This is a genomic window from Curtobacterium sp. MCPF17_018 (assembly GCF_003234135.1).
GTDB classification, from domain to species: Bacteria; Actinomycetota; Actinomycetes; order Actinomycetales; family Microbacteriaceae; genus Curtobacterium; species Curtobacterium flaccumfaciens.
Genome location: NZ_QKSJ01000007.1, coordinates 1 through 14,627 on the forward strand (window position 1 = coordinate 1; position 14,627 = coordinate 14,627).

At 70.8% G+C, this 14,627-nt stretch carries 13 protein-coding genes and 1 pseudogene; 10 read left to right on the forward strand and 4 right to left on the reverse strand.

The features are described 5' to 3' along the window. Positions 1-158: 158 nt before the first annotated feature. From tatC to DEJ27_RS09400, 4 genes are all read left to right on the forward strand, one after another. Positions 159-911: a twin-arginine translocase subunit TatC gene (gene tatC, locus DEJ27_RS09385; protein WP_110860107.1), complete on the forward strand. Its 753-nt coding sequence runs from the start codon at positions 159-161 to the stop codon at positions 909-911. Then, positions 908-3,346, forward strand: a complete 2,439-nt coding sequence (locus tag DEJ27_RS09390) for an RNA helicase (protein ID WP_110860074.1) — start codon at positions 908-910, stop codon at positions 3,344-3,346. Before tatC ends, DEJ27_RS09390 begins: the two co-directional genes overlap by 4 nt. A gap of 11 nt (positions 3,347-3,357) precedes the next feature. Next, positions 3,358-4,950: an apolipoprotein N-acyltransferase gene (lnt, locus tag DEJ27_RS09395; RefSeq protein WP_258370334.1), complete on the forward strand. Its 1,593-nt coding sequence runs from the start codon at positions 3,358-3,360 to the stop codon at positions 4,948-4,950. A 110-nt stretch (positions 4,951-5,060) separates the two neighbouring features. Further along, on the forward strand, positions 5,061-5,411 hold the full coding sequence (locus DEJ27_RS09400) for an RNA polymerase-binding protein RbpA (protein ID WP_027465636.1): 351 nt from the start codon (positions 5,061-5,063) through the stop codon (positions 5,409-5,411). A 372-nt stretch (positions 5,412-5,783) separates the two neighbouring features. Here the strand turns inward: DEJ27_RS09400 and DEJ27_RS09405 are convergent. Then, positions 5,784-6,689, reverse strand: a pseudogene (locus tag DEJ27_RS09405) (SPFH domain-containing protein); the annotation flags it as partial. Then, positions 6,686-7,159, reverse strand: coding sequence for an NfeD family protein (locus tag DEJ27_RS09410; protein WP_110860068.1), 474 nt, complete (start codon positions 7,157-7,159; stop codon positions 6,686-6,688). The gene DEJ27_RS09410 and the pseudogene DEJ27_RS09405, both read right to left, overlap by 4 nt. A 154-nt stretch (positions 7,160-7,313) precedes the next feature. Between DEJ27_RS09410 and DEJ27_RS09415 the strand changes: the two genes are divergently transcribed. The 5 genes from DEJ27_RS09415 (at position 7,314) to DEJ27_RS09430 (ending at position 12,162) form a co-directional block, all read left to right on the forward strand. Further along, a complete protein-coding gene (locus tag DEJ27_RS09415; RefSeq protein WP_110860066.1) occupies positions 7,314-8,075 on the forward strand; it encodes an SDR family oxidoreductase in 762 nt (253 codons plus the stop codon). Positions 8,076-8,085: 10 nt separating this feature from the next. Then, entirely contained in the window at positions 8,086-8,538 is a 453-nt protein-coding gene (locus DEJ27_RS09420) for an NUDIX hydrolase (RefSeq protein ID WP_111090825.1), read from the forward strand. Positions 8,539-8,629: 91 nt separating this feature from the next. Further along, positions 8,630-11,023, forward strand: a complete 2,394-nt coding sequence (locus DEJ27_RS09425; RefSeq protein WP_111090826.1) for an excinuclease ABC subunit UvrA — start codon at positions 8,630-8,632, stop codon at positions 11,021-11,023. Between the two features lie 143 nt (positions 11,024-11,166). After that, positions 11,167-11,322, forward strand: a complete 156-nt coding sequence (locus DEJ27_RS17745) for a hypothetical protein (RefSeq protein WP_163343611.1) — start codon at positions 11,167-11,169, stop codon at positions 11,320-11,322. A gap of 186 nt (positions 11,323-11,508) precedes the next feature. Then, complete coding sequence (locus DEJ27_RS09430; protein ID WP_111090827.1) at positions 11,509-12,162, forward strand: copper resistance CopC family protein; 654 nt, start codon at positions 11,509-11,511, stop codon at positions 12,160-12,162. A gap of 16 nt (positions 12,163-12,178) precedes the next feature. On the opposite strand, the gene DEJ27_RS09435 is transcribed toward DEJ27_RS09430, so the two are convergent. Then, the gene (locus tag DEJ27_RS09435; RefSeq protein ID WP_111090889.1) at positions 12,179-13,210 is read right to left on the reverse strand and encodes an alcohol dehydrogenase catalytic domain-containing protein; all 1,032 of its coding nucleotides are present in this window, start codon (positions 13,208-13,210) and stop codon (positions 12,179-12,181) included. A gap of 231 nt (positions 13,211-13,441) precedes the next feature. Between DEJ27_RS09435 and DEJ27_RS09440 the strand changes: the two genes are divergently transcribed. Beyond that, positions 13,442-13,882 (forward strand): GNAT family N-acetyltransferase, encoded by a 441-nt coding sequence (locus tag DEJ27_RS09440; protein WP_111090828.1) that lies wholly within the window; start codon positions 13,442-13,444, stop codon positions 13,880-13,882. A 15-nt stretch (positions 13,883-13,897) separates the two neighbouring features. On the opposite strand, the gene DEJ27_RS09445 is transcribed toward DEJ27_RS09440, so the two are convergent. Next, complete coding sequence (locus tag DEJ27_RS09445) at positions 13,898-14,578, reverse strand: SDR family NAD(P)-dependent oxidoreductase (protein ID WP_110860054.1); 681 nt, start codon at positions 14,576-14,578, stop codon at positions 13,898-13,900. Positions 14,579-14,627: the final 49 nt, after the last annotated feature.

The window sequence follows — 14,627 nt, forward strand, 5'->3', positions numbered from 1 at the left end:
GCCCGACCGCCCGACCCCGCCGCCCGCCCACCACGCGGCCGCGCCGACCCCAGGCGGACTGTCGGTCCCGACCCCGTAAGATCGACCACATGGCTTCGACGACCGCGCGCGGGCGAGCGAAGCGGCAGGGGCGCCAGAAGACCGACGCCGAAGGCCGCATGTCGCTCGGGCAGCACCTCATCGAGCTGCGCAACCGGCTCTTCCGCGCAGTCGTGGCGATCGTCGTCGGTGCGATCGGCGGCTGGTTCCTCACCCCGTGGGTGCTCGACTCGCTGCGGGCACCGGTGACCGAGCTCGCCAAGGTCGGCGGACACACGGCCGAGCTGAACTTCCCGATGATCACCGGGGCGTTCGACCTCAAGCTGCAGATCGCGATCACCATCGGCGTCGTCATCGCGAGCCCGGTCTGGCTCTACCAGATCTGGGCGTTCATCGTGCCAGCGCTCGTCCGGCGCGAGCGGCAGTACGTCTGGGGCTTCCTCGGCACCGCGATCCCGCTGTTCTTCGCCGGGTGCTACTTCGGGTGGTACATCCTGCCGCACGTGGTCGGCATCCTCGGCAGCTTCGTGTCGAGCCAGGACACCTCGATCGTCGACGCGAAGGCGTACTACGACTTCGTCATCAAGCTCATCGTCGCGGTGGGCATCGCCTTCGTGCTGCCGGTCTTCATCGTCCTGCTGAACTTCGTCGGGGTCCTGTCGGCCTCCGCGATCATCAAGAGCTGGCGCGTCGCGATCCTCTGCATCCTGGTCTTCTGCGCCATCGTCACCCCGAGCGCGGACGTCATCTCGATGTTCCTGCTCGCCGTCCCGATGGTGGTGCTCTACATCGCGGCCTGCTTCATCGCGTGGATCCACGACCGCCGTCTGGCCAAGCGCCAGGCGAAGCTCGACGAGGAGTACGGCCTGTGAGCGGCACGAGTGCGGCCGAGCGGTTCGCCGCGGCCAAGGTGCGCAACCGGTCGCGCAACCTCGAGCTCTTCCGGACGGACCTGCGGTTCGACCTCGACCCGTTCCAGTTCGCCGCATGCGACTCGCTCGACCAGGGCCGCAGCGTCCTGGTCGCCGCCCCGACCGGAGCCGGCAAGACCATCGTCGCCGAGTTCGCCATCTGGCTCGCCATGCGCCAGCCGACGGCGAAGGTCTTCTACACGACGCCGATGAAGGCGCTCAGCAACCAGAAGTACGCCGAGCTCGTCGACGTCTACGGTGAGTCCGAGGTCGGGCTGCTCACCGGCGACACGAACGTGAACCCCCGCGCCCGCGTCGTCGTGATGACGACCGAGGTGCTCCGGAACATGATCTACGCGGACTCGGACCTGCTCGACGACCTCGCCTGGGTGGTCCTCGACGAGGTGCACTACCTCGCCGACCGGTTCCGCGGCGCCGTGTGGGAAGAGGTCATCCTGCACCTCCCGACCGAGGTCCGCCTCGTCTCGCTCAGCGCAACGGTGTCCAACGCCGAGGAGTTCGGCGACTGGCTGCAGACCGTCCGCGGCGACACCGACGTCATCGTCTCCGAAGACCGTCCGGTCCCGCTCGAGCAGCACGTCCTGGTCGGTTCGAAGATGGTCGACCTGTTCGACTCGAGCGGTGCCGCGGCGACGAACCGCGTGAACCCGGAACTGCTCCGGATGGTCGGCGGCGGCGCCCGGAGCGAGCGGAACGGCGGCGGCCACCGTGGCCGGCGCGGTCGTGGTGGCTACCCTGAGCGTCGCGGGCCCCGCACCGAGAAGGTGCACCGCGAGCAGATCGCGCACATGCTCGACGAGCGGATGCTCCTGCCCGCGATCTTCTTCGTGTTCAGCCGCAACGGCTGCGACCAGGGTGTCCGCAACGTCCTGCGCTCGGGCCTGTCCCTGACGACGGTGCAGGAGCGCAACGAGATCCGCGAGACGGCGGAGTACCACTGCCGCACCCTGCTCGACGAAGACCTGGCCGTCCTCGGCTACTGGGAGTGGCTCGAAGGGCTCGAGCGCGGGGTCGCGGCGCACCACGCCGGCCTGCTCCCCGCCTTCAAGGAGGTCGTCGAGAACCTCTTCCAGCGCAAGCTCCTGAAGGTCGTGTTCGCCACCGAGACGCTGGCGCTCGGAGTGAACATGCCGGCGCGCACCGTCGTGCTCGAGAAGCTCGAGAAGTTCAACGGCGAAGCCCGTGTGCCGATCACCCCGGGGGAGTACACGCAGCTCACCGGTCGTGCCGGTCGTCGTGGCATCGACGTCGAGGGGCACTCGGTCATCCAGTGGACCGACGGGCTCGACCCGCAGGCCGTCGCGTCGTTGGCCAGCCGTCGCACCTACCCGCTCAACTCGTCGTTCAAGCCGACGTACAACATGGCCGTCAACCTGATCGACCAGTTCGGCCGGCAGCGCACGCGCGAAGTACTCGAGACGTCGTTCGCCCAGTTCCAGGCCGACCGGTCGGTGGTGGACCTCGCCCGCAAGGTCCGCTCGCAGCAGGAGTCGCTCGACGGCTACCGCGAAGCGATGCAGTGCCACCTCGGCGACTTCACCGAGTACTCGGCGCTCCGCCGTGAACTCTCCGACCTCGAGCGCACGAACGTGCCCGGCGGTCGCGAGGCGTCGCACGGGGCCCGACAGGAACGCCAAGCCGCGATCACGGCGGTCCGCCGCCAGCTGCAGCGCCACCCCTGCCACGCCTGCCCGGAACGCGAGGCCCATGCCCGCTGGTCCGAGCGCTGGTGGAAGCTCAAGCGCGCCAACGACAAGCTCGTCCAGCAGATCCGGTCCCGCACGGGCGCCGTCGCGACGACGTTCGACCGCGTCACCGAGGTCCTGCTCGAGCTCGGCTACCTGGTGGACGCCGGCAACGGTGAAGCCACGGTGGCAGCGGGCGGCCGTCGCCTGCAGCGCATCTACGGCGACCGCGACCTGCTCGTCGCCGAGTGCCTCGAGGCGGGGGTATGGAAGGACCTCACCCCGGCACAGCTCGCCGCCATGGCCGCGACGATCATCTACCAGCCCCGCCGCGAGGACGCGCCCGGCACGGAGCATGCCCTGCCCCGTGGCGCGTTCCGCCCCGCGCTCGACGAGACGCTGACCATCTGGTCGCGCCTCGACGACATCGAGCGCGCGGCGCGCCTGGCCGGTTCGCAGCCGCCGACCCCGGCGATGGCCGTCGGCATGTTCCGCTGGGCCTCGGGCTCGGCCCTCGACGACGTCCTCCGCACCCTCGACCTGCCGGCCGGCGACTTCGTGCGGTGGTCGAAGCAGGTCATCGACCTGCTCGACCAGATCCGGAACGCCGGCGACGACGAGCTCGCCCAGACCGCCCGACGTGCGACGGACGCGGTCCGCCGCGGCATCGTCGCCTACGCGGCGGTCTGACAGGAGGCACGGTGCGGGTTCCGGAGACCAGTGTGCGCGGGCTGCCCGCGCGCGTCGGCCGCGGGGCGGTCGCGACCGGCCCGTTCGCCGCGTTGCCGCTGGGCACCGCGGTGCCGTTGGCCGTCATCGGTGGGATCCTCTTCGCCCTCGCGTTCCCGTCGCCCGGATGGTGGTTCCTCGCCTACCCGGCACTCGCCTGCATGCTGCTCGCGGTGATGGGGCAGCGAGCGCGGCGCGCGGCGTGGATCGGCTACCTCGCCGGCGCGGCGTTCTGGATCCCGGCCATCTCGTGGGCCGGCCGCTACCTGGGCCCGGTCCCGTGGTTCGCACTCGCCCTGCTCGAAGCCGCGTTCTTCGCACTCGGCAGCGTCGCCATCGCCCTGGCGTACCGCTGGGTCGCGCGCGTGGTGCCGTCGACCGCCGGACGCGTGTGGGGCCTCCCGGCCGTCGTCGCCGCACTCTGGACCGGACGCGAGTGGTTCTCGGGAAGCTGGCCGTACGGCGGTTTCGCCTGGGGGCGCGTCGGCCTGTCGCAGTCGCAGGGGCCGTTCACGCACCTGGCGGCGTACGTCGGCGTCCTCGGGCTGACGTTCGTCGTCGTGTACTGCGTCGCGGTCGTGGTGTCGCTCGCGCTCGTGGCACCCCGTGTTCCGGGAATCACGCTCCGGCTGCCCGTGCGGGTGGCCACGGCTGGTCTGCTCGTCGCGGCGGTCGTGGCGGTGCCGGCGTGGCCGGCCGCGACGAGCGGCACGATCCGGGTCGAGTCGGTGCAGGGCAACGGTCCAGCGGGCTACTTCGACCGTGCGGAGCCCGGCGACGTCCTGGCCGCGCAGGTCGCGGCGACGGACGTGGACGCGAAGGGTGTCGACCTCGTCGTCTGGCCCGAGGCCGGGGCGGAGTACGACCCGCGCCAGCAGCCGGTCATCGCCTCTGCCCTCGACTCGGTGGTGGGGTCGCTCGACGCCCCGATCGTGGCGGGTGCCATCACGCAGACGCCGTCGGGGGTGCTGCACAACACGTCGTTCGTGTGGACCGCCGACGGCTGGCAGTCGTCCTACGACAAGAAGCGCCCGGTGCCGTTCGGCGAGTACGTGCCCGACCGCTGGTTCTTCTCCAAGCTCGCGCCGTCGCTGATCGGACTGCTGCAGCGCGACTACACGCCGGGGACGAAGCCGAACGTCCTGTCGGTCGCGGGGATCCGTGCCGGCATCTCGATCTGCTTCGACATCGTCGACGACGGGCTGACCGCCGACATGGTGCGCGGGGGAGCGCAGGTGATCCTCGCGCAGACGAACAACGCCGACTTCTCGGGCACCGACGAGAACCTGCAGCAGCTCGAGATCGCCCGGATGCGGGCCATCGAGACCGGCAGGTCGCTCGTGAACATCTCGACCGTCGGAGCGTCGCAGGTCATCGACCCGAGCGGCCGCACGATCGACCGGGTGCCGGAGTACACCGCGACGTCGATGGTGACCGACGTGCCGCTCGGCACGTCCACCACCCCAGCGTCGATCCTGTCCGGCTCGATCACGCTCCTCCTCTCCCTCGGCGGGCTCCTCGTGCTCCTCGCCTGCGCACCCTGGGGTCGTCGCACCCGCTCCTGATCGGACTCGCCGCGCCCAGCCACTGGGAACGGACTGTGAATGCGCCGGTACGGGATTGATGGGGCGTGGGACAGTGTTGTGGAGGGCAGACGAGCGAGAGGAGCACACACATGGCTGATCGGAGTCTCCGCGGCATGCGGCTCGGGAGTCAGAGTCTCCAGAGCGAAGAGGGCGTCGAGCTCTCGGATCGCAAGCGTGCGGTCTACCAGACGGATTCGGGTGAGACGTTCGACATCGTCTTCTCCGCTGATGCGGACGTCCCCCAGACGTGGTCCGAGCCCCGCTCCGGTCGCGAGGGCCGGCTGCTCGGTGACGACGGGATCCCCGTCGAGGTCGCCGAAGAGGACGTGAAGGCGCCCCGCACCCACTGGGACATGCTGCTCGAGCGCCGCTCGCGCGAGGAACTCGAGGAGCTCCTCGAAGAGCGCCTGCAGGTCCTCCGCGCACGACGCGGCGCCTGACACCACCGAACACACGACGACGCCCGCCCCGGTTCCCCGGGGCGGGCGTCGTCGTTCGTCCGTGCCGGAGCGTCAGCGCCGACCGGAGCCGTCGCTGGTCCGGTGACCGGAGGCGTCGTCGCCCGGCGTGGGCGGAGTGTCCTCGACCTGCTCGGCGGTCGCGTCGTCGGCGGCCGCGAGGTGTGCGTCGACACTGCGGTTCGACTCGGCCAGGCGCGCGTCGAGGTCGGACTCGGGGACGATGTCTGCGGCGTTGGCATCCGCACGCGGCATCGTGGTGTCCGCGGCTGCGGTGTTCGCCAGGCTCTCGTTCGCGAGCTTCGAGATCCGGGACAGGAAGTCCGTCCCGCCGGCAGCGCCGCCGATCGGACCGGCACCACCGCCACCGCGGCTGGCACTGAAGCCCTTCGCGATGCCGGACAGGGCCTCGGTGAACTCGCTCGGGATCATCCAGAGCTTGTTCGAGGTGCCCTCGGCGATCTTCGGCAGGGTCTGCAGGTACTGGTAGGACAGCAGCTTCTCGTCCGGGTCACCGGTGTGGATGGCCTCGAACACGGTCGCGATGGCCTGGGCTTCACCCTCGGCACGCAGGACCTGCGCCTTCGCGTCACCCTCGGCGGCCAGGATCGCCGCCTGTCGCTGCCCCTCGGCCTCGAGGATCTGCGACTGCTTGGTGCCCTCGGCCTGCAGGATCGCGGCACGACGGCTGCGCTCGGCACGGAGCTGCTGTTCCATGGCGTCCTGGATGGACACGGGCGGCTCGATCGCCTTGAGCTCGACTCGGCCGACACGGATGCCCCACTTGCCCGTGGCTTCGTCGAGGACGACGCGGAGCTGGCCGTTGATGTTGTCGCGGCTGGTCAGTGCCTCTTCGAGGTTCAGGCCACCGACGACGTTGCGGAGCGTGGTCGTGGTGAGCTGCTCGACGGCGCCGAGGTAGTTCGCGATCTCGTACGTCGCGGCACGGGCGTCGGTCACCTGGAAGTAGACGACCGTGTCGATCGAGACCACCAGGTTGTCCTCGGTGATCACGGGCTGCGGCGGGAACGAGACGACCTGCTCGCGCATGTCGAGCAACGGCCGCAGGCGGTCGATGAACGGCACCAGGAGGTTCAAGCCCGGGTTGAGAGTCTTGTGGTACTTGCCGAGTCGCTCGACGATCCCCGCGGTGGCCTGGGGGACGATCCGGATCGCCTTCGCCAGGACGACGATCACGAAGATGACGACGACGAGGATGAGCACGAGCAGTGCGATCGTCCCCGGGGAGATGCTGGTCACGAGGTGGCCCTTTCTGCGAGGCGCACGACCGCGGTCGACCCCTCGATCGACTCGACGACCACAGGGGTCCCGAGTGGCGGTGTGCGGTCGACGGAGTCCGCGGCGAACCGGGCACTCCAGGTCTCGCCGTTGGCCAGGCGCACCTGACCAGGACTGGAGGAGGTGAAGGCGACCGCGACGGTGCCGGGGAGTCCGATGAGCCCGTCGACGTTGGTGCGGTGCGGGTCGGCACCGCGGCCGAGCGCCACGAGCAGGCGCGGTCGGACGAGCGACAGCAGCACGAGGGCGGCGACCGCGGCGACGATGGCGGACAGCCACCACGGGGCGCCGAGCAGCGCGGCGATCAACCCGCCGGCGGCACCCGCCGCGAGCATGATGAAGATGAAGTCGAGGGTGAAGATCTCGACCACGCCCAGGAGCAACACCAGGCCGATCCAGACGGTGCTCTGGATCCAATCGATTCCGTTCACGCGATCTCCCTCCCTCGGTCGCGCGCGGCGGCTCGCTGCGTCGCGACAGCCGGTACAACTCCGTTCAACATATCAGGGCCGTCCGACCCTCGTGCAGGCGATTGGTAGGCTCGGAGCGCCCGACCGGCCGGAACCAGACCTGGAGAACACGACTGTGAGCAACCCCCTCGCCCCCGGATCCCTCACCGACAAGCGCGCCGTCGTCACTGGTTCGTCCCGTGGCATCGGCGCCGACACCGTCGGGTACCTCGCCGAGGCCGGCGCGAAGGTCGTCGTGAACTACCGCAACAAGGCCAAGCGCGCGGAGCAGATCGCCGAGAAGATCGTCGAGGCGGGCGGTTCCGCCCTGGCCGTCGGCGCCGACCTGACCGATCACGCCTCCGTGCAGGCGCTCGTCGACACCGTCGTCCAGGAGTGGGGCGGCATCGACCTGCTCGTGCTCAACGCCTCCGGCGGCATGGAGTCCGGCGTCGGCGAGGACTACGCGCTCCGCCTGAACCGCGACGCGCAGGTCGACATGTTGCAGACCGCCGTGCCGCACATGCCCGCCGGCTCCCGCGTGGTGTTCGTCACGAGCCACCAGGCCCACTTCGTCGAGACCGCCGAGACGATGGACGAGTACGTCCCGGTCGCGAAGAGCAAGCGCGCCGGAGAACTCGCCCTCCGTGAGCTCATCCCGCAGCTCGAGGCCGCAGGCATCGAGTTCGTCGTCGTCTCCGGCGACATGATCGAGGGCACGATCACCGCGACGCTGCTGAACCGCCTGAACCCCGGCGCGATCGAGGGTCGTCGGCAGGAGGTCGGCAAGCTCTACAGCGTGTCCGAGTTCGCGGCCGAGATCGCCCTGGCCGCCGTCGAGCCGATCCCCGCCGACCACACCAAGCTGGTCGGCGACGTCAGCGGATTCGTCGGCTAACGTCGGGCGGGTGACCGCCAAACCCGGCCTGCGCCGCACCTCCCGCATCCTGCTGCTCGACCCAGAGGGCCGCGTGTTCCTGATGGATACGAAGTCGCCGTCGTCCGACGGAGCCCACCGCTGGATCACGCCCGGCGGTGGGGTCGACCCGGGGGAGTCCCACCGCGACGCCGCGATCCGCGAGCTGCGCGAGGAGACCGGGATCGTCATCGACGAACCCGGCGAACCGGTGTGGTCCTGGGACTTCACGGTCGAGTGGGACCTCGCCGACCACGACCGCGGGCACGCCGAGTTCTACGTCGTCCGCACGCCGGGCTTCGAACTGTCCGACGCCGAGTGGACCGACGACGAGCGCGTCGACATCCTCGCCTCGCGGTGGTGGACCGCCGACGAACTCGACGCGACCGACGAGGAGTTCGAGCCCGCCGAGCTGCCGGACCTGGTGCGCCGTCACGGCGCCTGAGCACCGCACCACGGCCTGACGGCCGGCCCCGGACCGGACGGGAGGCCCGTGGCAGCCCCGCCACGGGCCTCCCGTCGGTACGCTGACCCGCATGCACACCGATCCGGTCGACGACGAGCCCACCGGCGCCGACGCGCACCCTGCCGACCGGCACGACCGGATCCGGGTGCGCGGTGCCCGCGCGAACAACCTGCGCGACGTCGACGTGGACCTGCCGAAGCGGCGGCTCACGGTGTTCACCGGGGTCTCCGGCTCGGGCAAGAGCTCGCTCGTGTTCGGCACCGTCGCCGCCGAGTCACAGCGGATGATCAACGAGACCTACAGTGCGTTCGTGCAGGGGTTCATGCCCTCGCTCGCGCGGCCGGACGTCGACCTGCTCGACGGCCTGACCACCGCGATCGTCGTCGACCAGGAGCGCATCGGCGCCGACCCGCGCTCCACCGTCGGCACCGCCACGGACGCGAACGCGATGCTGCGCGTGCTGTTCAGCCGACTCGGTCAACCGCACATCGGGGGGCCGAACGCGTTCTCGTTCAACCTCGCCACCGTGACGGCCGGGGGAGCGATCACGGTGCAGAAGGGTGCGGACGCGAAGGCCCAGAAGGTCTCGTTCACACGGCTCGGCGGCATGTGCGCCGAATGTGAGGGTCGGGGGCTGGTGAACGACATCGACCTGACGCAGCTGTTCGACGACACGAAGTCGCTCGGGGACGGTGCGCTCACGATCCCCGGGTACGGGACCGACGGGTGGAACGTGCGGCTGTACGCCGAGTCGGGCTACTTCGACCGGGACACCCCGATCCGCGACTTCACCGAGCAGGAGCGGCAGGACTTCCTGTACCGCGAGCCGACGAAGCAGAAGATCGCCGGCATCAACATGACCTACGAGGGGCTCGTGCACCGGGTCCGTCGGTCGTTCCTGCAGAAGGACCGGGAGGCGATGCAGCCGCACATCCGGGCATTCGTCGACCGTGCGGTGACCTTCACGACGTGTCCGGCCTGCGACGGCACCCGGTTGAACGACACCGCCCGCTCGTCGAAGATCGCGGGCCGCAGCATCGCGGACGTCTGCGCGATGCAGATCACCGATGCCGTCACCTGGCTGCGGGGTCTCGACGACCCCGGGGTCGGGCCGTTGCTCGAGGGGCTCCGCGACCTGCTCGAGTCCTTCGTCGAGATCGGACTCGGCTACCTGTCGCTCGACCGCCCGACCGGCACGCTGTCCGGGGGAGAGGGGCAGCGCGTGAAGATGGTGAAGCACCTCGGCTCCTCGCTCAGTGACGTCACCTACGTGTTCGACGAGCCGAGCACGGGGCTGCACCCGCACGACATCGAGCGGATGAACGAACTGCTCGTCCGGTTGCGCGACAAGGGCAACACCGTCCTGGTCGTCGAGCACAAGCCCGAGGTCATCGCGATCGCCGACCACGTCGTCGACCTCGGCCCCGGTGCCGGGTCCGGCGGTGGGACGCTCTGCTACCAGGGGCCCGTCGACGGGCTGCGTGCCAGCGGGACCGTGACCGGTCGGCACCTGGACGACCGCGTCACCGTGAAGTCCGAGGTGCGTCGTCCGGGCGGGGCGATCGCGATCCGCGGCGCCTCGGCCCACAACCTGCACGACGTCGACGTGGACGTGCCCACCGGGGTGCTGACCGTCGTCACGGGGGTCGCCGGCTCGGGCAAGAGCACCCTCATCCACGGGTCGCTGGCCCGCCGCGACGACGTGGTCGCCATCGACCAGAGCGGGATCCGTGGCTCGCGGCGGAGCAACCCGGCGACGTACACCGGCCTGCTCGAGCCGATCCGCAAGGCCTTCGCGAAGGCCAACGGTGTCAAGCCCGCACTGTTCAGCGCCAACTCGGAGGGTGCTTGCCCGGCGTGCAACGGTGCCGGTGTCGTGTACACCGACCTCGGCATGATGGCGGGCGTCGCGAGCCCCTGCGTCGAGTGCGACGGCAAGCGGTTCGACCAGTCAGTGCTCGGGTACCACCTGGGCGGGAAGGACATCAGCGAGGTGCTCGGCATGTCCGTCGCCGACGCGCTGGCGTTCTTCGCGGCGGGGGAGTCCGCACTGCCGGCGGCCCACACGATCCTCGCCCGGCTCGCCGACGTGGGTCTCGGGTACCTGACGATCGGACAGCCGCTCACCACGTTGTCCGGGGGAGAGCGGCAGCGGCTGAAACTCGCGACGCACCTCGGTGACCGCAGCGGCGTCGTGGTGCTCGACGAGCCGACCACCGGCCTGCACCTGGCCGACGTCGACCAGTTGCTCGGTCTGCTCGACCGGCTCGTCGACGCCGGTCGGACGGTCGTCGTGATCGAACACCACCAGGCGGTGATGGCGCACGCCGACTGGATCATCGACCTCGGGCCGGGCGCCGGGCACGACGGCGGGCGCATCGTGTTCGAGGGGACGCCCGCCGAGCTCGTGGCGGCACGGTCGACGCTGACCGGGCAGCACCTGGCGGCGTACGTCGGAGCCTGAGCCGGGGGAACCTGTGAGTGGTGCGCGTCGCATCGTGAGCAGCAATGGTCGCGTCCAGCGGATGGACTCGACCATTGCTGCTCACCGGCGTCTCCGGCGCCGAGCTTGCCGCTGTTCAGGAACCCGGGCGTACCGTCCGGCGCATGAGCTACAGCCAGCCTGACCCAGCCGAAGAGACCACGCAGAGCGAGTCGCCGGAACAGCCCGACACCGACCAGGACACCCTGGAGGAACAGGGCGGCGAGCCGGCGGCGCTCGAGATCGACGCCGACGACGTCCCGACGAAGCCCGCCGACTGACGCCGTCGTCTCCCAGTGAGCAGAAGAGGTCGAGTCCGTTCGTCGGACTCGACCTCTTCTGCTCACGCAGGGCTCATCCGATGCACCCACCCGCGCGCCGATAATGCATATTATGTCAACTCAGAGATCACTACCGGGACCGCCCGGCTGACGGGACGCTCGACATCGCTTCCCTAGCGTGGACGCGTGCACGATCACCGAGATGACCAACGCCACTCACCAACCGCGACGCCCCGGGTCCTGTTCGCCGTCGCCCTGTCCGCGTTCCTCGTGCTGGTCGGCGCGACACCTGCCTCCGCGCACGCAGCACTGACCTCGAGTGATCCGGCGGACGGCGCCACGGTGGCCGCCAACCTCGAGCGAGTGACACTCACCTTCAACGAGGCGCCGTTGGCCGGGCTCGAAGCCGGTCTGCGCATCGAGGTTCGCGACGACGGCGGTGCCGACGAGTCCTCCGGAGCGGTGACCGTCGAAGGCACCTCGATGTCGAAGGCGGTGTCGCTCTCCCCCGGGCCGCACACCGTCGTCTGGCGGTACGTCTCCCCCGACGGCCACCCGATCGAGGGGCAGCTCGCGTTCACGGTGGAACCGGCCGCATCGCAGTCCGTTCTCCCGCCCACGACCAGCCCGACGGCCGCGCCCACGCCCACGCCGTCCTCGGATCCCACGGCAGCGGCAGCAGCATCGAACACCGACACCGGCACCGGCACCGGCACGCACGCGCACGGGCACGGCGGTCAGGCGCTCCTGTTCGGGGTCGTCGCGATCCTGGCGGTGCTGGTCGTCGGCGCGGTCGTGCTCCGCATCCGCCGCGGCGCAGACGCGCGGACCGAGGGCTGACGGAAACGCCCGAGCCTCAGAACACCGCGACGGTCATGCCCGACGACGTTACGGGTCGGTCCATCGCGACGAGCGCCTCGGGCAGGTCGTCGAAGCCGATCGTGCGGCCGATCGTCTGCTCCGGACGCAGTCGCCCGGCCACGACGGCGTCGAGCATCGCGCCGTACTCCCCGACCGGTGCGCCGTGGCTGCCGAGCAGTTCGAGTTCGTCCGCGATGACCCGGCCCATCGGGATCGCCGGAGCGGCTTCGTCGTCGAGGAGCAGCCCGACCTGCACGTGTCGGCCGCGCGGACGCAGGGACGCCACGGCGGCGACGGAGGTGGCACGGCTGCCGTAGGCGTCGAGCGAGACGTGCGCTCCACCGCCGGTGCGGGATCGGACCACCGTGACGGCATCGGTGTCCATCAGCACGGTGTCGGCGCCCAGGGCGGCTGCGCGTTCGAGTGCGGCCACGGAGACGTCGACGGCGACCACGTGCGCGCCGGCGGCCACGGCGACCATGACCGCCGAGAGCCCGACTCCCCCGCACCCGTAGACCACGACCCACTCCCCTGCGGCCACGCGCCCTCGGGCGTGCAGCGCGTGGAACGCGGTGCCGAACCGGCAGCCCAGTGCCGCCGCCACCGCGAAGTCCACGGCGTCGGGCAGCGCGACGAGGTTGAGGTCGGCGTGCGGGACGACCAGGGAGTCCGCGTACGAGCCCTGCAGGTCGAACCCGGGCTGCTGCTGGGCGGTGCACACCTGCGTGGCGCCGTCGAGGCATTCGGCGCAGGTCCCGCAGGCGAACACGAACGGGGCCGTGACGCGGTCGCCGACGGTGAAGCGCTGGACGCCCGCACCGATCGCCGCGACGACGCCGGCGAACTCGTGGCCGGGCACGTGCGGCAGCCGGACCGAGTCGTCGTGCCCCTTCCACGCGTGCCAGTCGCTGCGGCACACACCGGTGGCAGCCACCCGGACGACGACGCCGTGGTCGGGCGCGACCGGTTCCGGCAGGTCGACGATCGGGGGGACGGAACCGAACCGGGCGTACTGGACGGCGCGCATGCGGCCATCCTGACAGAAGCCGGACGACGGACGACGGACGACGGACGACGGACGGCGGACGACGGACGAGGGGCGGCGGAGCAGCGCGACCAACCGCCCGACGCGGCCCGTGCGTCGGGGTCCCCACGGGCCTCCAGGTCGACAGCCACCCGTCCAACCGACGACGCGAGCGGTCCACCCCGACCCGATCGGCCGTTGCGCCGGGGGCGCGTCCGCCGGTTGACTCGTCGCGTGACCGATCTGCGCTTCTCCGCCGACCCCGACGACCTGGACGTCGACCGCGTGCACCGCTGGCTGAGCGAGGAGTCGTACTGGGCCCGTGGGCGTGACCGGGCGACGCAGGAGGCGATCGTCGCCGGCTCCCGGAACTTCGGCGTGTACGACGCGACGACCGGCGAGCAGCTCGGCTACGCGCGGGTGATCACCGACGGCGTGACGTTCGGGTGGCTCGCCGACGTGTTCGTGGACCCCGACGCCCGGGGCCGCGGCGTCGGGGTCGCATTCGTGCGCGGCGTGACCGAGGCGGTCGAGCCACTCGGCCTGAAGCGCTTCGCCCTGTTCACCGCGGATGCCCACGGGCTGTACGAGCGGTTCGGGTTCCGCCCGCTGCCCGACCCGGACGGCTGGATGATGCGGCCCGGGCCGGGGTTCGGCGCCGACGTGCACGACTGACGCCAGCGCTGCCACTCAGTACTCGATGCGGCCCTCGCGGTTGTGGAACTCCCCCGTCGGCCCGTCGGTGCCGATCGTCGCGAGCATGACGGTGGCGTCGGTGCCCTCGGTGATCGTCTGGTGTCCGCCGAACCCGTTGAACTCCGTCGCGGTGTAGCCCGGGTCGCTCGCGTTCACCCGGAACCCGGGCAGGTTCTTCGCGTACTGCACGGTCAACGCGATCACGGCCGCCTTCGACGCCGCGTACGGCACCGCCGGGACCCCGTACTCGTCGTGCCCCGGCGTCGTCAGCCAGCGCGGGAACCCCACCCCCGACGAGACGTTCACGATGACGGGTGCTGCCGAGCGTCGCAGCAGGGGCAGCGCGGCCTGGGTCACCCGGACGATGCCGGTGACGTTGGTGTCGAGCACGGTCGCCATCGCGCTCGCGTCGAGGTCGTCGACCCCGAACGAGGTGCCGAGGATCCCGGCGTTGTTGACGAGGACGTCGAGCGCGGGGATCGTCGCGATCGCCGCGTCGATGCTGGCCTGGTCGGTGACGTCCAGCTGCACGACGTGGGCGCCGAGTGCGCGAGCGTCGTCGCCGCTCGCCGGGTCGCGCATGCCGGCGTAGACGGTGTGGCCGGCTTCGAGCAGTCGGCGTGCGGTCTCGAGTCCGAGGCTGCGGTTGGCTCCGGTGATCAGTGTCGTTGTCATGCGTCCAGCCTGCCCCCGCCGGCCAGGGTCCCCCAGGCACGGTGCGACG